A 16,123-nucleotide genomic window follows, 5' to 3' on the forward strand; every position below is an offset into this window, starting at 1 on the left:
CATGAGACCAACCTCGCAGATGAGGTTCTGCGGGCCGCGGCGCCGGGCATGACTGACCCATGGCCAAACTCATGCTGCACGGAGACCTGGACCACCCGGCCACGCTCAGCGTCGCGGACCTGCGGGACTGGGCACAGCACCGGGCCGCGGTCACGTTCGACTGCGCGACCAACGGTCCGCAACACCACGTGTTCGAGGGGGCGTTGCTCCGGGAGGTCGTCTCGGACGCCGGTCCGGCCTTCGACGCCCGCCGCCGCAAGGACCGTTCGCGATTCCTGCTCGCGGTGACCGGCGGGGACGGACACCATTCGATGCTGTCCTGGGCCGAGTTGGACGCCGACTTCGGCGGGAGCCCGGTGCTGCTGGCGACCCGCCTCGACGGTGAGGACCTCGACGGGGCGGGTGCGCAGCTGGTGGTCCCCTCGGACCGGTGCGGGGCGCGCTACGTCAGCGCGGTCACGCACGTGTGGTTCGGCGCGCTGTCGCCGCCGAGCCTGGGCCTGTAGGGCGGGGGCCTCAGGCCGTCGCGAGGGAGATCTCGGTCGACTTGATCAGCGCGACGACGGAGGACCCGGCGGTCAGGCCGAGCGCCTCGACGGCGTCCTTGGTGATGGCGGCGGTCAGCCCGCCGCCGTTCACGTCCACCCGGACGGACGCCATGGCGCCGCCGGCGGAGACGTCGACCACGGTGCCGGCGATCTGGTTGCGGATGGAGATGCCGTCGACGGCGCCGGTGGCCAGGGCGACTTCGGTGGCCTTGACCAGCGCCTTCACGGAGGAGCCCGCGGCGAGGCCGAGGTCCTTGACGGCGTCGGTGGTGATCGCCGCGGTGATGTCCTGGCCGCCTTCCAGGCGGACCTTGACCGTCGTCATGGCCTCGCCCGAGGTGACGGAGGTGACGGTGCCGGCGATCTGGTTGCGGATGCTCAGGCTCATGAGTGGTACGACCTCTTGCAGTAGACGGTTCCGTGCGCACGGCCCGGGGGGATCCGCGAGCCGTACGGGATCGACGCTATGCGGCCCGGCGCCGGCTTGCTGACGACCCGTCGCATCCGCCACCCGGAACCACCCGGGCGGCTGGCCGATGCGCGGGAAGAAGAATCTCCGGAGTTTCTCCCGGGTTCCTGTCACACACGCGGGGCGGCGCGGGTCAGTGCGGTGAGGAAGAGAAATCACCGCACCGCACCGCCTACCGAGGAGCCCCTCATGCAGATCGCCGCCACCGTCGTCGCCGTCCTCGCCGCCGCCATGTCGGGCTTCTCGGGGTACTCGCTCCTGCGCCGCGCCCCCTGGGTGGTGGAGGCCATGGAGCAGTACGGGGTCCCCCGGGCCTGGTGGACCCCGCTCGGTGCGGCCAAGGCGGCCGGAGCCCTGGGCCTGTTGGCCGGGCTCTTCGTCCCGGCCGTCGGGATCGCGGCCGGCATCGGCCTGGTCCTCTACTACACCGGCGCCGTGATCACCGTGCTCCGGGCCCGGGCCTACGCCCACGCCCCCTTCCCGGTGATCTACATGGCCCCGGTCGTCGCCGCCTTCACCCTCGGCTTCGCCGCGTAGGGCGTCAGCCGAACTCCGCCCGTCAGCCGAACTTCGGCATCTCGCCGACCGTCTTCGCCACGTCGATCACGGCGAACGCCGCGCCCTGCGGGTCCGTCACCGCCGCGAAGCGGCCGAAGGGGCTGTCCATCGGGCCGAAGTGCAGCTTCCCTCCGTGCGCCTGGGTCTTGGCGACCGCCTCGTCGCAGTCCGGGACGGCGAAGTAGACCTGGACGTAGGAGGGGATCTCCGGCGGGAAGTCGGTGCCCATGTTCATCCGGCCCAGCACCGCGTTCTCCGGGCCGCCCAGGCTGAAGACCTTGAAGTCCATGCCGGCCATCTCGGGGTCGTCGCCGGCGTCCATCTGCTGGGACCCGTACGGGAAGACCTGCGGGAGGAACGCGTCCGCCTTGGCCACGTCGCGCGAGAAGAACTCGGCCCAGCAGTACGCGCCCGGCTCGCCCGTCTTCTCGAAGCCCTTGTGGTCGCCCGGCTGCCAGACGCCGAAGACGGCGCCGCTCGGCTCCTTCGCGATGGCCATCGTGCCGAAGGAGCCGACCTGCATCGGCTCCATCAGGAGCTCGCCACCGGCCGCCTTGATCTTCGCGGCCGTGGCCTCGGCATCGGGCGAGGAGAGGTAGAGACACCATTGCGAATGGCCCTCCGCCCCCGGCATCGGCGGCACCACCGCCGCGACGGCCTTGCCGTCGGAGTAGGCCTGCGTGTAGTTCCCGTACTCGCTGCTGGACTCTCCGAAGGTCCAGCCCAGCACATCGGCGTAGAAGGTCTTCGCGCCCTCCAGGTCGGAGAACATCGCGTCCACCCAGCAGGGCGCGCCTTCCGTGAACTCAGCCATGATCGATCGACTCCTGTGTCGTGTACGACGTGACCCGTCTCGGTACTCACGCTAGGCGCGGGGTCCGACAATCGCGCGGGGAGCACCTCCGCGCGGGACCCTGGGTACATGGACGACAGGAACGACAAGCACGAGCCCGACACGGACAAGGGCGTCACCATCCGGCTCGCCCAGCAGCCGGAGGCCGACGAGCTCCTCGGGCGCAGCCCGCTCGCCGCGCTGGTCGGGATGCTGCTGGACCAGCAGGTCCCCATGGAATGGGCGTTCGCGGGGCCCTGGACGATCGCCCGGCGCCTCGGCTCCGACGACCTGGACGCGCACGCGATCGCCGCCTACGACCCGGAGGCGTTCGCCGCCCTGCTCTCGGAGAAGCCGGCGGTGCACCGCTACCCGGGGTCGATGGCGAAGCGGGTGCAGCAGCTGTGCGCGTACCTGGTGGAGCACTACGAAGGGGACGCGGCGGCGGTGTGGGCCGACGCGGGCACCGGGGCCGAGCTGCTGGCGCGGCTGCGGGCACTGCCCGGCTTCGGGGAGCAGAAGGCGCAGATCTTCCTGGCACTGCTCGGCAAGCGGTTCGGGGTGCGGCCGCGCGGCTGGCGCGAGGCGGCCGGCGGGTACGGGCCGGCGCACGTCTACCGGTCGGCGGCGGACATCACCGGCCCGGAATCGCTGGCCAAGGTGCGCGCGCACAAGCAGGAGGCGAAGGCCGCCGCGAAGGCGGAGAAAGCGGCCACCAGCGGTTCCAGTAAGCGGAATTGACCGTTCGGGCGAGTGTCGAGCCCGTTGTCAGACCCCGCCCCTAAGCTCGTGATCATGACTGAGAACCTGACCCGCGCCGCCACTGCCGAGATCATCTCCGACGGCCCCGGCAGCCTGATCACGCTGCTCACGGACACCGCCGAGCTCACCTGCAACACGGCCACCTTCGAGGTCGGCGCCGCGGGTGCCCCGGTGCACTTCCACACCAAGGCGACCGAGTTCTTCCACGTCACGGAGGGCAGGCTCGACGTCCTGCTCGGCGACGAGATACACACCCTGACCAAGGGCGACTTCCTCGCCGTGCCCCCCGGTGTGAAGCACGCCTTCGCCCCGGCCGCGGACAGCACCGCTGAGGTCTTCGTCGGCTTCACCCCCGGCATGGGCCGCTTCGACTACTACCGGCTGCTCGGCCGGGTCCGGGCCGGCGAGGCCACCGTGCAGGACATCATCGACAGCCAGCCGGTCTACGACAACCACTACGCGGAGAGCGAGGCCTGGGCCGGCCGCCTGAAGCGCAGCGCCGAAGCGTAGATCTCGTCGGCGTCGAGCCTTCGCAGCTCCTCCGCTATGAGCTCGGCACTGCTGCGGATCTTCAGCGCCACCTTGCGGTCGGGGCTGCCCGGCAGCAGCAGGGTGGCCAGGGCCCCGTCGGGGCGGTCCACGCGGATCTCCCCGGCCGTGGTCGTCAGCAGGACCCGGGTGATGACCGGACCCTCGGTCGCCACCCGCGCCACGGGCACCCCGAGCCGGTCCTCCAGCCAGCGGGCCAGCAGCTCGGAGCTGGCGTTCCCGGGCTCGCTCTCCACGGCCGCGCCCGTCACCGGGAGCGGCTTCTGGTCCAGGGCGGCGGCCAGCAGCGACCGCCACGGGGTCAGGCGGGTCCAGGCCAGATCGGTGTCCCCGGGCTCGTAGGTGCCGGCCCGGACGTCGAGCGCGCCGACCGGGTCGGCGGCCGCCTCGGCGTCCGTGATCCGGCGCTGCGCGAGGGCGCCCAGCGGATCCCGCGCGGGCGCGTCCGGGGCGTCGGCGGGCCACCAGGCCACCACGGGCGCGTCCGGCACCAGCAGGGGGAGCACCACGGAGCCCGCGTGCTCGGTGAGCGTCCCGTGCAGCCGGAGCAGCACGATCTCCCCGGACCCGGCGTCGGAGCCGACCCGCAGCTCGGCGTCGAGCCGGTTCTGGCGCAGCCGGTGGGATCCGCGCGCGGTGCGCTTGATCACCGCGATGATCCGGCAGGGGTGCTCCCGCGAGGCCTCGGAGGCCGCGCGGACGGCGTCGTAGGCGTTCTCCTCGTCGGTGGCGACGAGGAGGTTGAGCACCAGCCCCATCGCGGGGCTCCCGACGGCCCGTCGTGCGTCGAGCAGGGCCCGGTTGACCTTGCTGGAAGTCGTATCGGTGAGTTCGGTCCGCATGTTCCGAGTCTCGCAGGCCGGACGGGGCCCCGGGTACGGCTCCGGGTTACGGGAATCCCCCGACCGGCCCGCCCGGCAGGTTCAGCGGCGCCGCCTGGCCGTGCCGAAGATGGACCGGGAGATCTCGCGCCCCAGCTGCGTACCGATCGACCTGGCCAGGGAGCGGAACAGCCCGCTGCCCACCACCTGCTCCGCCAGCGAGGGATCCGGCTTGGGCGCGGCCTTCGCGGCCTTCGCGGCCTCCTTCGCCTGCTTCTCCGCCTCCGCCGCGGCGGCCGCTGCCTCGGCTTGCGCCTCCGCCGCCGCCTGCTCGGCGCTGATCTTCTCGTACGCCGACTCGCGGTCGACGGGCTCCGCGTACCGCGACCAGAGCAGCGAGGACTTCACCGCCTGGTCGAGCGCGGCCGCGTCGATCGGCCCCATCAGCGACTGCGGGGCCCGCAGCCGGGTCGCCGCCACCGGGGTCGGCGCGCCCTTCTCGCTGAGCACCGTGATCACCGCCTCGCCCGTCCCCAGCTGGGTCAGCAGCTCCTCCAGGTCGTACTCGGAGTTCGGGAAGGTCTTCACCGTGGCCTTCAGCGCCTTGGCGTCGTCCGGGGTGAAGGCGCGCAGCGCGTGCTGCACCCGGTTGCCGAGCTGCGCCAGCACGTCGGCCGGCACGTCCTTGGGGGTCTGGGTGACGAAGAAGACGCCGACGCCCTTGGAGCGGATCAGCCGGACCGTCTGCGTGATGGCTTCGAGGAAGGCCTTCGAGGCCCCGTTGAACAGCAGGTGCGCCTCGTCGAAGAAGAAGACCAGCTTGGGCTTCTCCAGATCGCCGACTTCCGGGAGATCGGTGTAGAGATCCGCCAGCAGCCACATCAGGAAGGTGGAGAAGAGCTGCGGTTTGTCCTGGACCGCCGGGAGCTCCAGTACGGAGACCAGTCCGCGCCCGTCCGCCGCCGTACGGAGGAATTCGCTGGTGTCGAATTCGGGCTCGCCGAAGAATTCCGCGGCCCCCTGCTGTTCGAAGGCGGTGAGCGCCCGCAGGATCACTCCGGCGGTCACCGTGGACAGTCCGCCGATGCCCTTGAGTTCGGGCTTCCCCTTGTCCGAGACGAGGAACGCGACGACCGCCCGCAGGTCCTTGAGGTCGATCAGCTCCAGGCCCTTGGTGTCGGCGTAGTGGAAGATCAGCCCCAGCGACTGTTCCTGGGTCTGGTTCAGCTGGAGCACCTTGGACATCAGGACCGGGCCGAAGCTCGTCACGGTGGACCGGAGCGGGATTCCGGGGCCGATCCCGCCCAGTGAGTAGAACTCGCTGGGGAATCCGGTGCCCTCCCATTCCTGGGCCACGTCCTTGGCCCGTTCCTCGATCTTGTCGTTGGTCGCGCCGGGCGCCGAGATCCCCGAGACATCGCCCTTGATGTCCGCGAGGAAGACCGGAACGCCGTTGGCGGACAGCTGCTCGGCGATGAGCTGCAGGGTCTTGGTCTTGCCCGTTCCGGTGGCACCCGCGACCAGTCCGTGCCGGTTGAGCATCGACAGGGGGATGCGGATCTGGTGCTCCGGCAGGCAGGTCCCGTCCCAGAGCAGGGCCCCCAGATCAAGCGCGGGACCGGTGAAGGCGTACCCCTCGGCGATCTGCCCGGCGGGGGACGCGACAGGGGACGCGGAGTCGGTGCTCTGGCTCATGTATCACTCCCGAAATAGCACTATGTGCCACCTTTGCACCGTCGTCGCGAGGCTGCGCCCGCAGGCCCCCGCCCGGTAGGCTTTCCGTGTGATCTTCAAGCGCATCGGAAACAGGCGGCCGTACCCCGACCACGGCAGGGAAACCACCCGGCAGTGGGCGGACGTCGCCCCGCGCCCGGTCCGGCTCGATCAGCTTGTGACCACCAAGGGCCAGCTCGACCTCGAGACGCTGCTCGCCGAGGATTCGACCTTCTACGGGGACCTCTTCGCCCACGTCGTGAAGTGGCAGGGCGACCTGTACCTGGAGGACGGCCTGCACCGCGCCGTCCGCGCCGCGCTCCAGCAGCGCCAGGTCCTGCACGCGCGCGTCCTCGAACTGGGCTGACCCGCCCGCCCCCGAGGCCCGGCAGACCCTCCCGAGTGCCGGATAGCTCCCGGTTGCGCCTTTCGGGTCAGGCTTGCCCTATCAACAGATGATTCAGTGGGCATCCGCAGCGCTCGGCATTACGCTGCGCTCATGAGCATGCTCACTCCCCCTGGCATGGGCGGAAAGTACAAGGTCACGGGTGCGGCGTACCCCCGCATGACCCGCCCTCGACGCCGTCGCAGGATCGTCCTCATGGTGCTCGGATCGGTCATCGGGCTCGCCCTGATCGCCTACGGGGCCCTGCAGCTCATCGACGTGTTCGGCGACGACGAGGACAAACGCAAGACGGCCGCCGCGGCCAAGGACTGCGCCTCCGCCGCTCCCCAGGCGGGCTCCGCCTCCTCCGCCGCACCACAGGTCGTCCTCCCGCCGCCCGGCGGCATCACCGTCAACGTCTACAACGCGACCCCGCGCGCGGGCCTCGCCAAGGCCGTGGGCGACGAGCTCAAGCTCCGCGGCTTCGCCGTCGGCAAGGTCGGCAACGCCCCCGCCGACTTCGACAAGAAGGTCCCGGGCGCCGGGATACTGATCGGCTCCCCGAAGACCGACAAGGCCGCCTTCTCCGTCCTCGGCACCAACCTCGCCGGCGCCACCCAGCAGACCGACACGCGCGAGACCGCGGACATCGACCTGATCCTGGGCGACGGCTTCAAGGAGCTCACGCCGAAGGCCGACGCGGACAAGGCCCTGGCCGCCCTGGCCAACCCCCAGCCCGCGGCCGCGCCCGCGAAGAAGTGCTGAAGCGCTGAAGCGCTGAAGCGGCACTGACCACGTGACGAAGCCCGGCACCCCGAGGGGGCCGGGCTTCTTCCGGCTCGCCGGACGCTCGGGAAGGCCCGCCGCTACTCCGCGGAGCCGTACATGCGGTCGCCCGCGTCGCCCAGCCCGGGCACGATGTAGCCCTGCTCATTGAGCCGCTCGTCCACCGCGGCCGTCACCACCGTCACCGGCGTGCCCGCCAGCTCGCGCTCCATGATCTCGACGCCCTCGGGCGCGGCCAGCAGCACCACCGCGGTCACGTCGTCCGCACCGCGCTTGATGAGCTCCTTGATCGCCGCGACGAGCGTTCCGCCGGTGGCGAGCATCGGGTCCACCACGTAGACCTGGCGGCCCGAGAGGTCCTCCGGCATGCGCGTCGCGTACGTGGAGGCCTCCAGGGTCTCCTCGTTGCGGACCATGCCGAGGAAGCCGACCTCGGCGGTCGGCAGCAGCCGCACCATGCCGTCGAGCATGCCGAGACCGGCGCGCAGGATCGGTACGACCAGCGGCCGCGGGTAGGAGAGCTTCACGCCGGTGGTCGGACCCACCGGCGTGACGATGTCGGCCTGCTCGGTCCGCACGTCCCGGGTCGCCTCGTACGCGAGCAGGGTCACCAGCTCGTCGGCGAGGCGCCGGAAGGTGGGGGAGTCGGTGCGCTTGTCGCGCAGAGTGGTGAGTTTGTGCGCCACCAACGGGTGATCCACGACCTGCAAACGCACAACATCCTCCAAGACTCGGCTGCCGCAGCAAAAGCTGCGACCTGCACCGCCGCTACCTGCGAAAACGGCCGCAACCACGCGACCCACACCCAAAAGGCTACGCGCTGCTCCCACCCCTTCGCGCCCGAAGCGGCGGCCACGCCCGGAAACCCGTGGAGATGCGACCCGCCCGGACCCCCAGCACGCTGGACTGATGACTCACGCAATGGTGATCGCCGCCGTCGACGGATCCGAACACAGCCTCAAGGCCCTGGAGTGGGCAAGGGCTGCAGCAGTGCGCCACGGCACGGGGCTCGTCGTCGCCCACGTGCTCTCCGACAGCGCCCAGCTGTACGCGGCACGCCGTTCCTCCCTCTACGACCGCACCGAGCCCGAGGAGACCGAGGACCCCGTCAGCACACGGATACGGGCCCACCTGGCCGCCGGCGGCCCGCTCCCCTCCGAAGTCCGCTACGAGACCCTGGAGGGCTCCGTCCCGGAGGCCCTGCGGGACATCGGGGAGGGCGCCCGGATGCTGGTGATGGGCTCCCGGGGCCGCGGCGGCTTCGCCGCACTGCTGCTGGGCTCGAACAGCCGCGCCGTGTCCACCAGCGCCGCCTGCCCCGTGGTCGTGGTCGCGCACGCGGCGCGCGGAGTGGACGTGGCCTCCCAGGCATCGGCGGGGCGGGTCGTACTGGGGCTGCACGCCGCGGAGACCCCCGACAACGTCCTGGACTTCGCGTTCACGGAGGCCGCCGCGCGGGGCACCACCCTGCAGGTGGTGTCGGCGTACAGCATCCCGCCCTCGCCGACGATGGTGATCGACAGCCCCTTCGCCGTGATCCCGCCGGAGGCCCTGGCGGGGGAGGACGAGGACGCGGTGCCGGCCGAGCGGGAGATGCTGCGCTCCCAGACGGAGCGGCTCGCGCCGTTCCGGGCGAAGTACCCGGCCGTGCCCGTCGAGCAGGCCGCGGTGCCCGGGGACGCGGCCGGGCGCCTCGTCGCCACCTCGAACTCGGCGGCGCTGGTCGTCGTGGGCCGTCACCACCCGCGCCGGCACATCCGGTCCCTGATGATGGGCTCGGTCGCGAACGCCGTGCTGCAGCACGCGCACGGGCCGGTGGCGATCGTCCCGACCCTGACGGAGACGCCGGGATTGTCGGAATCCGACTGAATTCCTGTCGAGTCGTGCCAGAAGGTGGCATCAACCGGCCGGTCCGGGGGAAGGTGGGTTCGGGGGGACGGACCGGACCGGACCAGCCTGGGGCGGTGACCCATGCCCGAAGACGACCACGAGCCACTGGAGACGACGGCGCAGCGCAGAGCCCGGCGCGCGCAGTTCCTCCGTGACCTGCACGAGGCCCGGGAACTGCGCGACCGGGTCCAGCCCAGACGCGCCCGCGCCGCCCGCATGCGCCAGCAGATGCGCATGCGCACCTTCCGCTGGTGAGGCCCTGCCCGCGGGCCCCGGCAGGGTGCCGCACAGCCGCCGCACAGCCGCCGCGCGGGCCCCGGCACGAGGCCCCGTACAACACGCGCGGCCAGCGCCACGGCGCGGAAGACCTCTCGCAATGGCTCCGTTTCTGCCACGATGCCGACTGGGCGGGGTACGAAACGGCGAGCAGAGGGCCGTTCCACCCCCACCCACCTCCGGCCGGGGGGAACTCCAACCGGCACGCCTATGACCAGTGGGAGAGTCACGGTGTATTTCGCCGCACTGCTCGCGCGCACCGAAGACGGGTGGGAAGCGAGCGACATGGAACTCGACGATGTCGAGTCTCTGAGTGATCTGATCGATCTCGCCCGCTCCGCCTCTGTCGACGACGACACGGTGGTAGCCCTCATCGAACAGGAGGACACCTGGTTCGGGGTCGTCCGGGTGGACGGCGAGGAGGACCCGCGCTTCTACGTGTCCAACGCCTCCGCCGCTTCCCGCAGCTCCTACGGCTCGATGCTGACCGACGAGCTGCTCGGCAAGGACGACGAGGACGACGAACTCGACGAGCTGGACCTCGACGGCACCGAGGACGGCGAGGACGAGGTCGTCGCCTCCTACCCGGACGGCGGCCCCGCCGACAGAGACGAGGAGGAGGACGACGACGCGGACGGCAGCCACGATGTACGTGCCGGATCCGAACCGGCACCCGCCGGCCCGCTCGGCGACCCCCGGCTGCTCGACGACCTCGGGGTGAGCCACAAACAACTGATGACCCTGGACGGGGACGCGCTCTCGGAGATCGCCGAGTCGCTCGGCGCCACCGAGGTCCTGGAGGCCGTCCGCTAGTGATCCCCGCGCACCACCACACCCCGCGGCCCACCCCGTACGCACCCGATCCGGTACGGGACCCGTGGCAGGACTCCATGCGCCTGGCGCTCCGGGAGGCCGCCCGGGCGGTGCCGGCCGGCGACGTGCCGGTCGGCGCCGTGGTGCTCGGCCCGGACGGCACCCTCCTCGCCACCGGGCACAACGAGCGGGAGGCCACCGGCGACCCCACGGCGCACGCCGAGGTACTGGCGCTGCGCCGGGCGGCCGCCGCCCTCGGGGAATGGCGGCTCCCGGGGTGCACCCTCGTGGTGACCCTGGAGCCGTGCGTGATGTGCGCGGGCGCGCTCGTGCAGTCACGGGTGGCCCGGGTCGTCTACGGGGCGTCCGACGAGAAGGCGGGCGCAGCCGGGTCGCTGTGGGACCTCGTACGGGACCGCCGGCTCAACCACCGGCCCGAGGTGATCGCGGGCGTGCTCGCGGGGGAGTGCGCGCGGCAGCTCACGGAGTTCTTCCGCGACCTCTGAGCGGCGCGGTGGGCGTCCCGAGCCCATGGATTTCAGAGCACGGGCCTCCTTGGGCTAAGCTCTCTCTCGGTAGCGTGTCCGAGCGGCCGAAGGAGCACGCCTCGAAAGCGTGTGATGGTGCAAGCTATCCGTGGGTTCAAATCCCACCGCTACCGCTCTGATCGAGAGCCCCGCCCCGCAAGGGTCGGGGTTCTCGGCGTTTCCGGGGTTCCTGGGTTCCGGGGTTCCTGGCATTCGGGCTTCCGGGCTCGCGCGGTTTCGGCGTCCGAGGGACATCCGCGTGACCGCCCGCGCCCTCGGCCGTTGTCACGGCATGACCAAGACCCAGCGCATCCTCGCCGCCATCGCCCTCGCGGGGGCCGCCGCGGGCCTCGCGGCGCCCGCCGCCTCCGCCGCCCCGGTCTCCCCGCTCACCCTCCCGGACCTCCCGGCGCCGCAGGGCATGCCCGAGGGGGCGAGCCCGGCCTCGGTGCAGGAGATCGGCGGAAAGGTCAGCGGCGGCCTGAACCAGCTCAACCAGCTGATGGAGCTGCCGAACCACCTCGCGCCCGTGATCGCCCCGGTCCAGCCGATCGCCGACCTGGCCGGCGGCCTGGAGTAGAACCCGGCGCACAACGCGAAGAAGGCCCCGGCCTGAGCCGGGACCTTCAACGGTTGGGACGGGGGAAGTGGCATCGGGGGGACAAGCCACTTCCCCCGATGAGGACGGAACCTGCCAGTCCAAGCCGCAGTCAGGGGGGAAGCTTGCGGCTCGGACCCCGCAGTGAGGTCCTGTCCCTCGCTCACCGATTTCCTGCCAGAACCGGTGGGCTCGTGTTCAATACTGCGCCTGCCGAGGCCGTCGGCACACCGGCAAAGGGCCCGCGCCGCCGGGTCATTGGTCCTTAAAGGCCAGGTGAGTGTTCGAACATGACCGGCTAGACTCTCCCGACCTTGCAGGACCGGTTGGGGAGGCCGACAGCGCACGTGGAAACCAAGAAGCTGATCTCGGGCGCCCTCACCGTCTTCGTCCTCTTCGTCATCATCACGCAGCCCGAAAAAGCCGCCGAAATGGTCAAAATAGGCTTCCAGGGAATCTCGGATGCCGCAACGGCGATCGGCGAGTTCATGACCGAACTGGTGCGCTGAACCCGTACGCTGAAGCGGTTTCCGGACTTCCCGGCCCCCCACTCCGACGGGTGGGGGGCTTTTTGCGTTCCCGCACACGGGGCAAGATGCCCCGTTATGCCCAACTTGCCCTCAACACGGCGATATACGGTGCTTGCACACAGTGCACATGTCTTGTGATGCTATGACCGCTTTTGACGGATGAGTTGATGACGTGACGTGAAGGGGTGGCGTGACCGTGCCGGCCAGTACTGCGCCCGAGGTGCCGCCCCAGCAGGACCCGCAGCAGGAGCACCCCCGCAAACCACACGAACCGCACCGGGACTCCGCCCAGGGCCCGCGCCGGGACTCCCCGCAGGCCCCTCAGCACCCCCTGCACCCCCCGCACCAGGCGACCCCGCAGGACCCCGCGCAGCCCCCGCCGCAGGAGTCCCACGTACCGCCCCAGCAGGAGGCCCCCGAGGAGCCCCCGGCCGCCCCCAGGGCGCAGAGCCGGGGCGCCGACACCCGGGCCCTCACCCAGGTCCTGTTCGGGCAGCTGAAGGACCTGCAGCCGGGCACCAGCGAGCACGCCCGGGTCCGCGGGGCCCTCATCGAGGCCAACATCCCGCTCGTCCGGTACGCGGCCGCACGCTTCCGCAGCCGCAACGAGCCGATGGAGGACGTGATCCAGGTCGGCACGATCGGGCTGATCAACGCGATCGACCGGTTCGACCCCGAGCGCGGGGTGCAGTTCCCGACCTTCGCGATGCCGACCGTCGTGGGCGAGATCAAGCGGTACTTCCGCGACAACGTACGCACCGTCCACGTCCCGCGCCGCCTCCACGAGCTGTGGGTCCAGGTCAACGCCGCCACCGAGGACCTCACCACCCTGCACGGCCGCACCCCGACCACCCCCGAGATCGCCGAGCGGCTGCGCATCAGCGAGGACGAGGTGCTCTCCTGCATCGAGGCCGGCCGCAGCTACCACGCGACCTCCCTGGAGGCCGCGCAGGAGGGCGACGGGCTCCCGGGGCTGCTCGACCGCCTCGGCTACGAGGACCCCGAGCTGGCCGGGGTCGAGCACCGCGACCTCGTACGCCACCTCCTCGTACAGCTGCCCGAACGCGAGCAGCGGATCCTCCTCCTGCGGTACTACAACAATCTGACGCAGTCGCAGATCAGCGCCGAGCTCGGCGTCTCCCAGATGCACGTCTCCCGACTCCTCGCCCGGAGCTTCGCCCGGCTGAGATCCGCAAACAGGATCGAGGCCTAACCGGATCGAGTGGAGATCATTCCGCGCGTTTCCTGACAGAGCGGCAGATTCCCGCCCGAGAGCAGGCCTATCGCGCTCTGTCGCTGGAGATACTTGTCGACATGGCGCTACAGCGTGTTGCCGACATGTGACATTCTGCTGGAACCGCGTTTGCCGCAGCCCCGCCTCCGGTATTCAGGTGGAGGCTGCGTTCCTCCGACGGGCGCGCAGAGAAGCGCGACCGTCCGCGACCTCAAGGGGGTGGCATGTCCGTAGACCAGGGCAGCTCCAAGGTGCTCACGCTTGTCAAGCAGCGTGAAGCGCCGGCAGTGTCCCACCGCTCGGAAGCCATCGACACCCGGATCGACACCCGCACCCTCTCCCGCTCCCTCTTCCACCGGCTCGCCGGCCTCGACGCGGACAGTCCCGAGCGGACGTACGTGCGCGACACCCTGATCGAGCTGAACCTCCCCCTCGTGCGGTACGCGGCGGCACGTTTCCGCAGCCGCAACGAGCCCATGGAGGACATCGTTCAGGTCGGCACGATCGGCCTGATCAAGGCCATCGACCGGTTCGACTGCGAACGCGGCGTGGAGTTCCCGACCTTCGCGATGCCGACGGTCGTGGGCGAGATCAAACGATTCTTTAGGGACACCTCCTGGTCCGTGCGCGTCCCGCGCCGGCTCCAGGAGCTGCGCCTCGCCCTCACCAAGGCCAGCGACGAGCTCGCCCAGAAGCTCGACCGCTCGCCGACCGTGCCGGAGCTCGCGGCCGTGCTCGGGGTCTCGGAGGAGGACGTCGTCGACGGCCTCGCCGTGGGCAACGCGTACACCGCCTCCTCGCTCGACTCGCCCTCCCCCGAGGACGAGGGCGGCGAGGGCTCGCTCGCGGACCGGCTCGGATACGAGGACACCGCGCTGGAGGGCGTCGAGTACCGCGAGTCGCTCAAGCCCCTGCTGGCCAAGCTCCCGCCCCGGGAGCGGCAGATCATCATGCTGCGGTTCTTCGCGAACATGACCCAGTCGCAGATCGGCGAGGAGGTCGGCATCTCCCAGATGCATGTCTCCCGGCTGCTCACGCGCACGCTCGCGCAGCTCCGCGTCGGCCTGATCGGCGAGTAGCTCCCCGCACCCGCTTCACAATTGACGGCACGTCAGGAAAACTGCCGGGATGCGAAAGGTATCCCGGCAGGCCGCCGCCCTCGCCCTGTGCGCCACGGCTGCCGCCGCCACCCTGACCGGCTGCGGCGATCCGGCGCGCGAGGGCTACGTGGCCGTGGGCGCGGCCGCCACCGGCCCGGAGCGGGGCGCGGGGGAGAACGTCGCACCCGGGGGCCGGGTCGAGTTCCAGGCGCTCCCGCAGGCTTCGCCGGGATCCTCCGCGTCCGCCGGCGGCCCGTCGGGCAGCGCCTCGGCGGACATCCCGCCGGCCGAGGGCGGGGCGGGCGGGGCCGGCGGCGGTACGCAGCCCGGCGCCCCGGGGTACCAGCCTCCCGGCGGCTCCACACCGGGAGGAGGCGCGGCCACCCCTCCCGACGGCTCCGGGAACCCGCCCGGCGCGGCCCCCGGCACGAGGCCCCCCAGCGGCCCGGGCGGCACACCCGGTACGCCCGGTACGCCCGGCACTCCGTCGAGCCCGCCCGCGAAGCCCCGCCCGAGCGGTCCGGCGCAGCCCCCGGCCACGCCGGCGAAGCTGAGCATCGGCGCGCCGACCCGTAGCGCCACGGCGGAACGCTGGTGCGAGCAGGTCACGGTGGCGTTCACCAACACCGGCGGTACCGCGGCCCGTTCGGGCACGGTCAGCTTCGCGACGCACATCATCGGCGCGCTGGGCGTCGACTGGGCCACCATCCACTCGACCCAGCCGCTGCCCGCCCCGATCGCGGGCGGCACGACGAAGACGCAGACCTACCGGATCTGCGTCGAGGCCTGGCGCGTGCCGCTGGGCATGCACGTGGAGACCCAGAAGGTCACTGCCACCTGGAACTGAGCCGGCGGCCGGCTCAGAGCGCGAGCCAGGCCACCACGGCGATCAGGACCACGGCGCCCAGGCCGACGGCGATCCACAGGCCCGCGCCCGGGCCCGACTTGCGCGCGGCACGGTTCTGCATGCGCGAACCGGGGACGGCGGGGGCCGCCACCGGCTCGTCGACGAACGCCCGGAACATCTGGGTGCTGCCCGCGGGGTCGTAGTCGCCCTGGGGAGCCTGTGAGTTGTGGTTCGAGTCGTGATTCGCAGCCATGCGCAGGACCCTAGCCGGTTTTCCGATTCCTTTACCGCCCAGCCCCCCGATTCATTTGCCTGTAACAACCATCTGCTTCTATGGTTGCCCGAAGCAACGACATTCGGAGGGGAGTCCCGGTGCCCGAAGCTGCCGTATCCGCCACATCCGCCGGATCTGCCGCACCTGCCGTATCCGCCGGATCTGCCGCGCAGCCGCCCACGCGCTACGCCGAACTGTCCCGCCAGCTCACCGGCATCGGCGCCGTCAAGCGCGACCTCGCCCGCCTCCTGCCCCCCGACTGCCCGCCCGGTTCGGCAGCCGTGCTCACCGTGCTCGACCGGCACGGCGAGATGCGGCTCAGCCGCCTGTCCGAGTACCTGGCCATCGACATCTCCGTGACCAGCCGGCACGTCACGCACACCGCCGACCGCGGCTGGATCACCCGCGACACCGACCCCGCCGACGCCCGCTGCCGGATCCTGCGCCTGACCCCGGCCGGACGCGCTCTCCTCACCGAGCTCGGCACCCGCCACACCACCGCGCTGGAGAAGGCCCTGTCCGACTGGTCCGGCGCGGACGTCGACCACCTCAACATCCTGCTGGCCCGACTCCGGTCGAGCTTCACGCTTCCAGACAGCTAGACCGAAGGA

22 protein-coding genes and 1 tRNA gene are annotated in these 16,123 nt (G+C 71.3%); 17 read left to right on the forward strand and 6 right to left on the reverse strand.

Annotated elements, in window-relative coordinates; translation table 11 throughout:
• The first annotated feature begins 59 nt into the window (after window positions 1-59).
• The gene (locus tag NLX94_RS08165) at window positions 60-506 is read left to right on the forward strand and encodes a molybdopterin-dependent oxidoreductase (protein ID WP_254381941.1); all 447 of its coding nucleotides are present in this window, start codon (window positions 60-62) and stop codon (window positions 504-506) included.
• A gap of 10 nt (window positions 507-516) precedes the next feature.
• Here the strand turns inward: NLX94_RS08165 and NLX94_RS08170 are convergent, their stop codons facing one another.
• The gene (locus NLX94_RS08170) at window positions 517-936 is read right to left on the reverse strand and encodes a molybdopterin-binding protein (RefSeq protein WP_254381942.1); all 420 of its coding nucleotides are present in this window, start codon (window positions 934-936) and stop codon (window positions 517-519) included.
• A 270-nt stretch (window positions 937-1,206) separates the two neighbouring features.
• Between NLX94_RS08170 and NLX94_RS08175 the strand changes: the two genes are divergently transcribed.
• Window positions 1,207-1,554 carry a DoxX family protein gene (locus NLX94_RS08175; RefSeq protein WP_254381943.1) on the forward strand — a complete coding sequence of 116 codons (348 nt, stop codon included), beginning with the start codon at window positions 1,207-1,209 and terminating at the stop codon, window positions 1,552-1,554.
• Window positions 1,555-1,576: 22 nt separating this feature from the next.
• On the opposite strand, the gene NLX94_RS08180 is transcribed toward NLX94_RS08175, so the two are convergent.
• Complete coding sequence (locus NLX94_RS08180) at window positions 1,577-2,389, reverse strand: VOC family protein (protein WP_254381944.1); 813 nt, start codon at window positions 2,387-2,389, stop codon at window positions 1,577-1,579.
• Between the two features lie 108 nt (window positions 2,390-2,497).
• Between NLX94_RS08180 and NLX94_RS08185 the strand changes: the two genes are divergently transcribed.
• A complete protein-coding gene (locus tag NLX94_RS08185) occupies window positions 2,498-3,148 on the forward strand; it encodes an HhH-GPD-type base excision DNA repair protein (RefSeq protein WP_254381945.1) in 651 nt (216 codons plus the stop codon).
• Window positions 3,149-3,202: 54 nt separating this feature from the next.
• Window positions 3,203-3,679 (forward strand): cupin domain-containing protein, encoded by a 477-nt coding sequence (locus tag NLX94_RS08190; protein WP_254381946.1) that lies wholly within the window; start codon window positions 3,203-3,205, stop codon window positions 3,677-3,679.
• Here NLX94_RS08190 and opcA read toward each other — a convergent pair.
• Window positions 3,625-4,560 carry a glucose-6-phosphate dehydrogenase assembly protein OpcA gene (gene opcA, locus NLX94_RS08195; RefSeq protein ID WP_254381947.1) on the reverse strand — a complete coding sequence of 312 codons (936 nt, stop codon included), beginning with the start codon at window positions 4,558-4,560 and terminating at the stop codon, window positions 3,625-3,627. The two genes, NLX94_RS08190 and opcA, sit on opposite strands and share 55 nt — an antisense overlap.
• Before the next feature lie 81 nt (window positions 4,561-4,641).
• Entirely contained in the window at window positions 4,642-6,234 is a 1,593-nt protein-coding gene (locus NLX94_RS08200) for a helicase HerA-like domain-containing protein (RefSeq protein ID WP_254381948.1), read from the reverse strand.
• An 88-nt stretch (window positions 6,235-6,322) separates the two neighbouring features.
• Between NLX94_RS08200 and NLX94_RS08205 the strand changes: the two genes are divergently transcribed.
• A complete protein-coding gene (locus NLX94_RS08205; RefSeq protein ID WP_112446725.1) occupies window positions 6,323-6,619 on the forward strand; it encodes a type II toxin-antitoxin system VapB family antitoxin in 297 nt (98 codons plus the stop codon).
• A gap of 132 nt (window positions 6,620-6,751) precedes the next feature.
• Window positions 6,752-7,402 carry a LytR C-terminal domain-containing protein gene (locus NLX94_RS08210; RefSeq protein ID WP_254381949.1) on the forward strand — a complete coding sequence of 217 codons (651 nt, stop codon included), beginning with the start codon at window positions 6,752-6,754 and terminating at the stop codon, window positions 7,400-7,402.
• 101 nt (window positions 7,403-7,503) lie between these two features.
• Here NLX94_RS08210 and upp read toward each other — a convergent pair whose 3' ends face one another.
• Window positions 7,504-8,139 (reverse strand): uracil phosphoribosyltransferase, encoded by a 636-nt coding sequence (gene upp / locus NLX94_RS08215; RefSeq protein WP_254381950.1) that lies wholly within the window; start codon window positions 8,137-8,139, stop codon window positions 7,504-7,506.
• A gap of 193 nt (window positions 8,140-8,332) precedes the next feature.
• Here upp and NLX94_RS08220 point away from each other — a divergent pair, with 193 nt between their 5' ends.
• The 10 genes from NLX94_RS08220 to NLX94_RS08265 all read left to right on the forward strand — a co-directional run bounded on the left by NLX94_RS08220 (window position 8,333) and on the right by NLX94_RS08265 (window position 15,238).
• Window positions 8,333-9,292: a universal stress protein gene (locus NLX94_RS08220; protein WP_254381951.1), complete on the forward strand. Its 960-nt coding sequence runs from the start codon at window positions 8,333-8,335 to the stop codon at window positions 9,290-9,292.
• 102 nt (window positions 9,293-9,394) lie between these two features.
• Window positions 9,395-9,568: a hypothetical protein gene (locus NLX94_RS08225; protein WP_254381952.1), complete on the forward strand. Its 174-nt coding sequence runs from the start codon at window positions 9,395-9,397 to the stop codon at window positions 9,566-9,568.
• Between the two features lie 252 nt (window positions 9,569-9,820).
• Window positions 9,821-10,402 (forward strand): hypothetical protein, encoded by a 582-nt coding sequence (locus NLX94_RS08230; protein WP_254381953.1) that lies wholly within the window; start codon window positions 9,821-9,823, stop codon window positions 10,400-10,402.
• Between the two features lie 77 nt (window positions 10,403-10,479).
• Window positions 10,480-10,908: a tRNA adenosine(34) deaminase TadA gene (gene tadA / locus NLX94_RS08235; protein ID WP_254382405.1), complete on the forward strand. Its 429-nt coding sequence runs from the start codon at window positions 10,480-10,482 to the stop codon at window positions 10,906-10,908.
• 68 nt (window positions 10,909-10,976) lie between these two features.
• Window positions 10,977-11,063: transfer RNA gene (locus NLX94_RS08240), tRNA-Ser, on the forward strand.
• 125 nt (window positions 11,064-11,188) lie between these two features.
• Window positions 11,189-11,509 carry a hypothetical protein gene (locus NLX94_RS08245; RefSeq protein ID WP_254381954.1) on the forward strand — a complete coding sequence of 107 codons (321 nt, stop codon included), beginning with the start codon at window positions 11,189-11,191 and terminating at the stop codon, window positions 11,507-11,509.
• 365 nt (window positions 11,510-11,874) lie between these two features.
• Complete coding sequence (locus NLX94_RS08250; protein WP_254381955.1) at window positions 11,875-12,036, forward strand: hypothetical protein; 162 nt, start codon at window positions 11,875-11,877, stop codon at window positions 12,034-12,036.
• 352 nt (window positions 12,037-12,388) lie between these two features.
• Window positions 12,389-13,270 (forward strand): RNA polymerase sigma factor SigF, encoded by an 882-nt coding sequence (locus NLX94_RS08255; protein WP_302169103.1) that lies wholly within the window; start codon window positions 12,389-12,391, stop codon window positions 13,268-13,270.
• 245 nt (window positions 13,271-13,515) lie between these two features.
• A complete protein-coding gene (locus tag NLX94_RS08260; protein ID WP_254381957.1) occupies window positions 13,516-14,370 on the forward strand; it encodes an RNA polymerase sigma factor SigF in 855 nt (284 codons plus the stop codon).
• 49 nt (window positions 14,371-14,419) lie between these two features.
• Window positions 14,420-15,238, forward strand: coding sequence for a hypothetical protein (locus NLX94_RS08265; RefSeq protein ID WP_254381958.1), 819 nt, complete (start codon window positions 14,420-14,422; stop codon window positions 15,236-15,238).
• A gap of 13 nt (window positions 15,239-15,251) precedes the next feature.
• On the opposite strand, the gene NLX94_RS08270 is transcribed toward NLX94_RS08265, so the two are convergent.
• Complete coding sequence (locus NLX94_RS08270) at window positions 15,252-15,491, reverse strand: hypothetical protein (protein WP_254381959.1); 240 nt, start codon at window positions 15,489-15,491, stop codon at window positions 15,252-15,254.
• Between the two features lie 215 nt (window positions 15,492-15,706).
• Here NLX94_RS08270 and NLX94_RS08275 point away from each other — a divergent pair, with 215 nt between their 5' ends.
• Window positions 15,707-16,114, forward strand: a complete 408-nt coding sequence (locus NLX94_RS08275) for a MarR family winged helix-turn-helix transcriptional regulator (RefSeq protein ID WP_254382406.1) — start codon at window positions 15,707-15,709, stop codon at window positions 16,112-16,114.
• Window positions 16,115-16,123 lie beyond the last annotated feature (9 nt).

Source organism: Streptomyces sp. TBY4 (genome assembly GCF_024213195.1).
GTDB lineage: Bacteria > Actinomycetota > Actinomycetes > Streptomycetales > Streptomycetaceae > Streptomyces.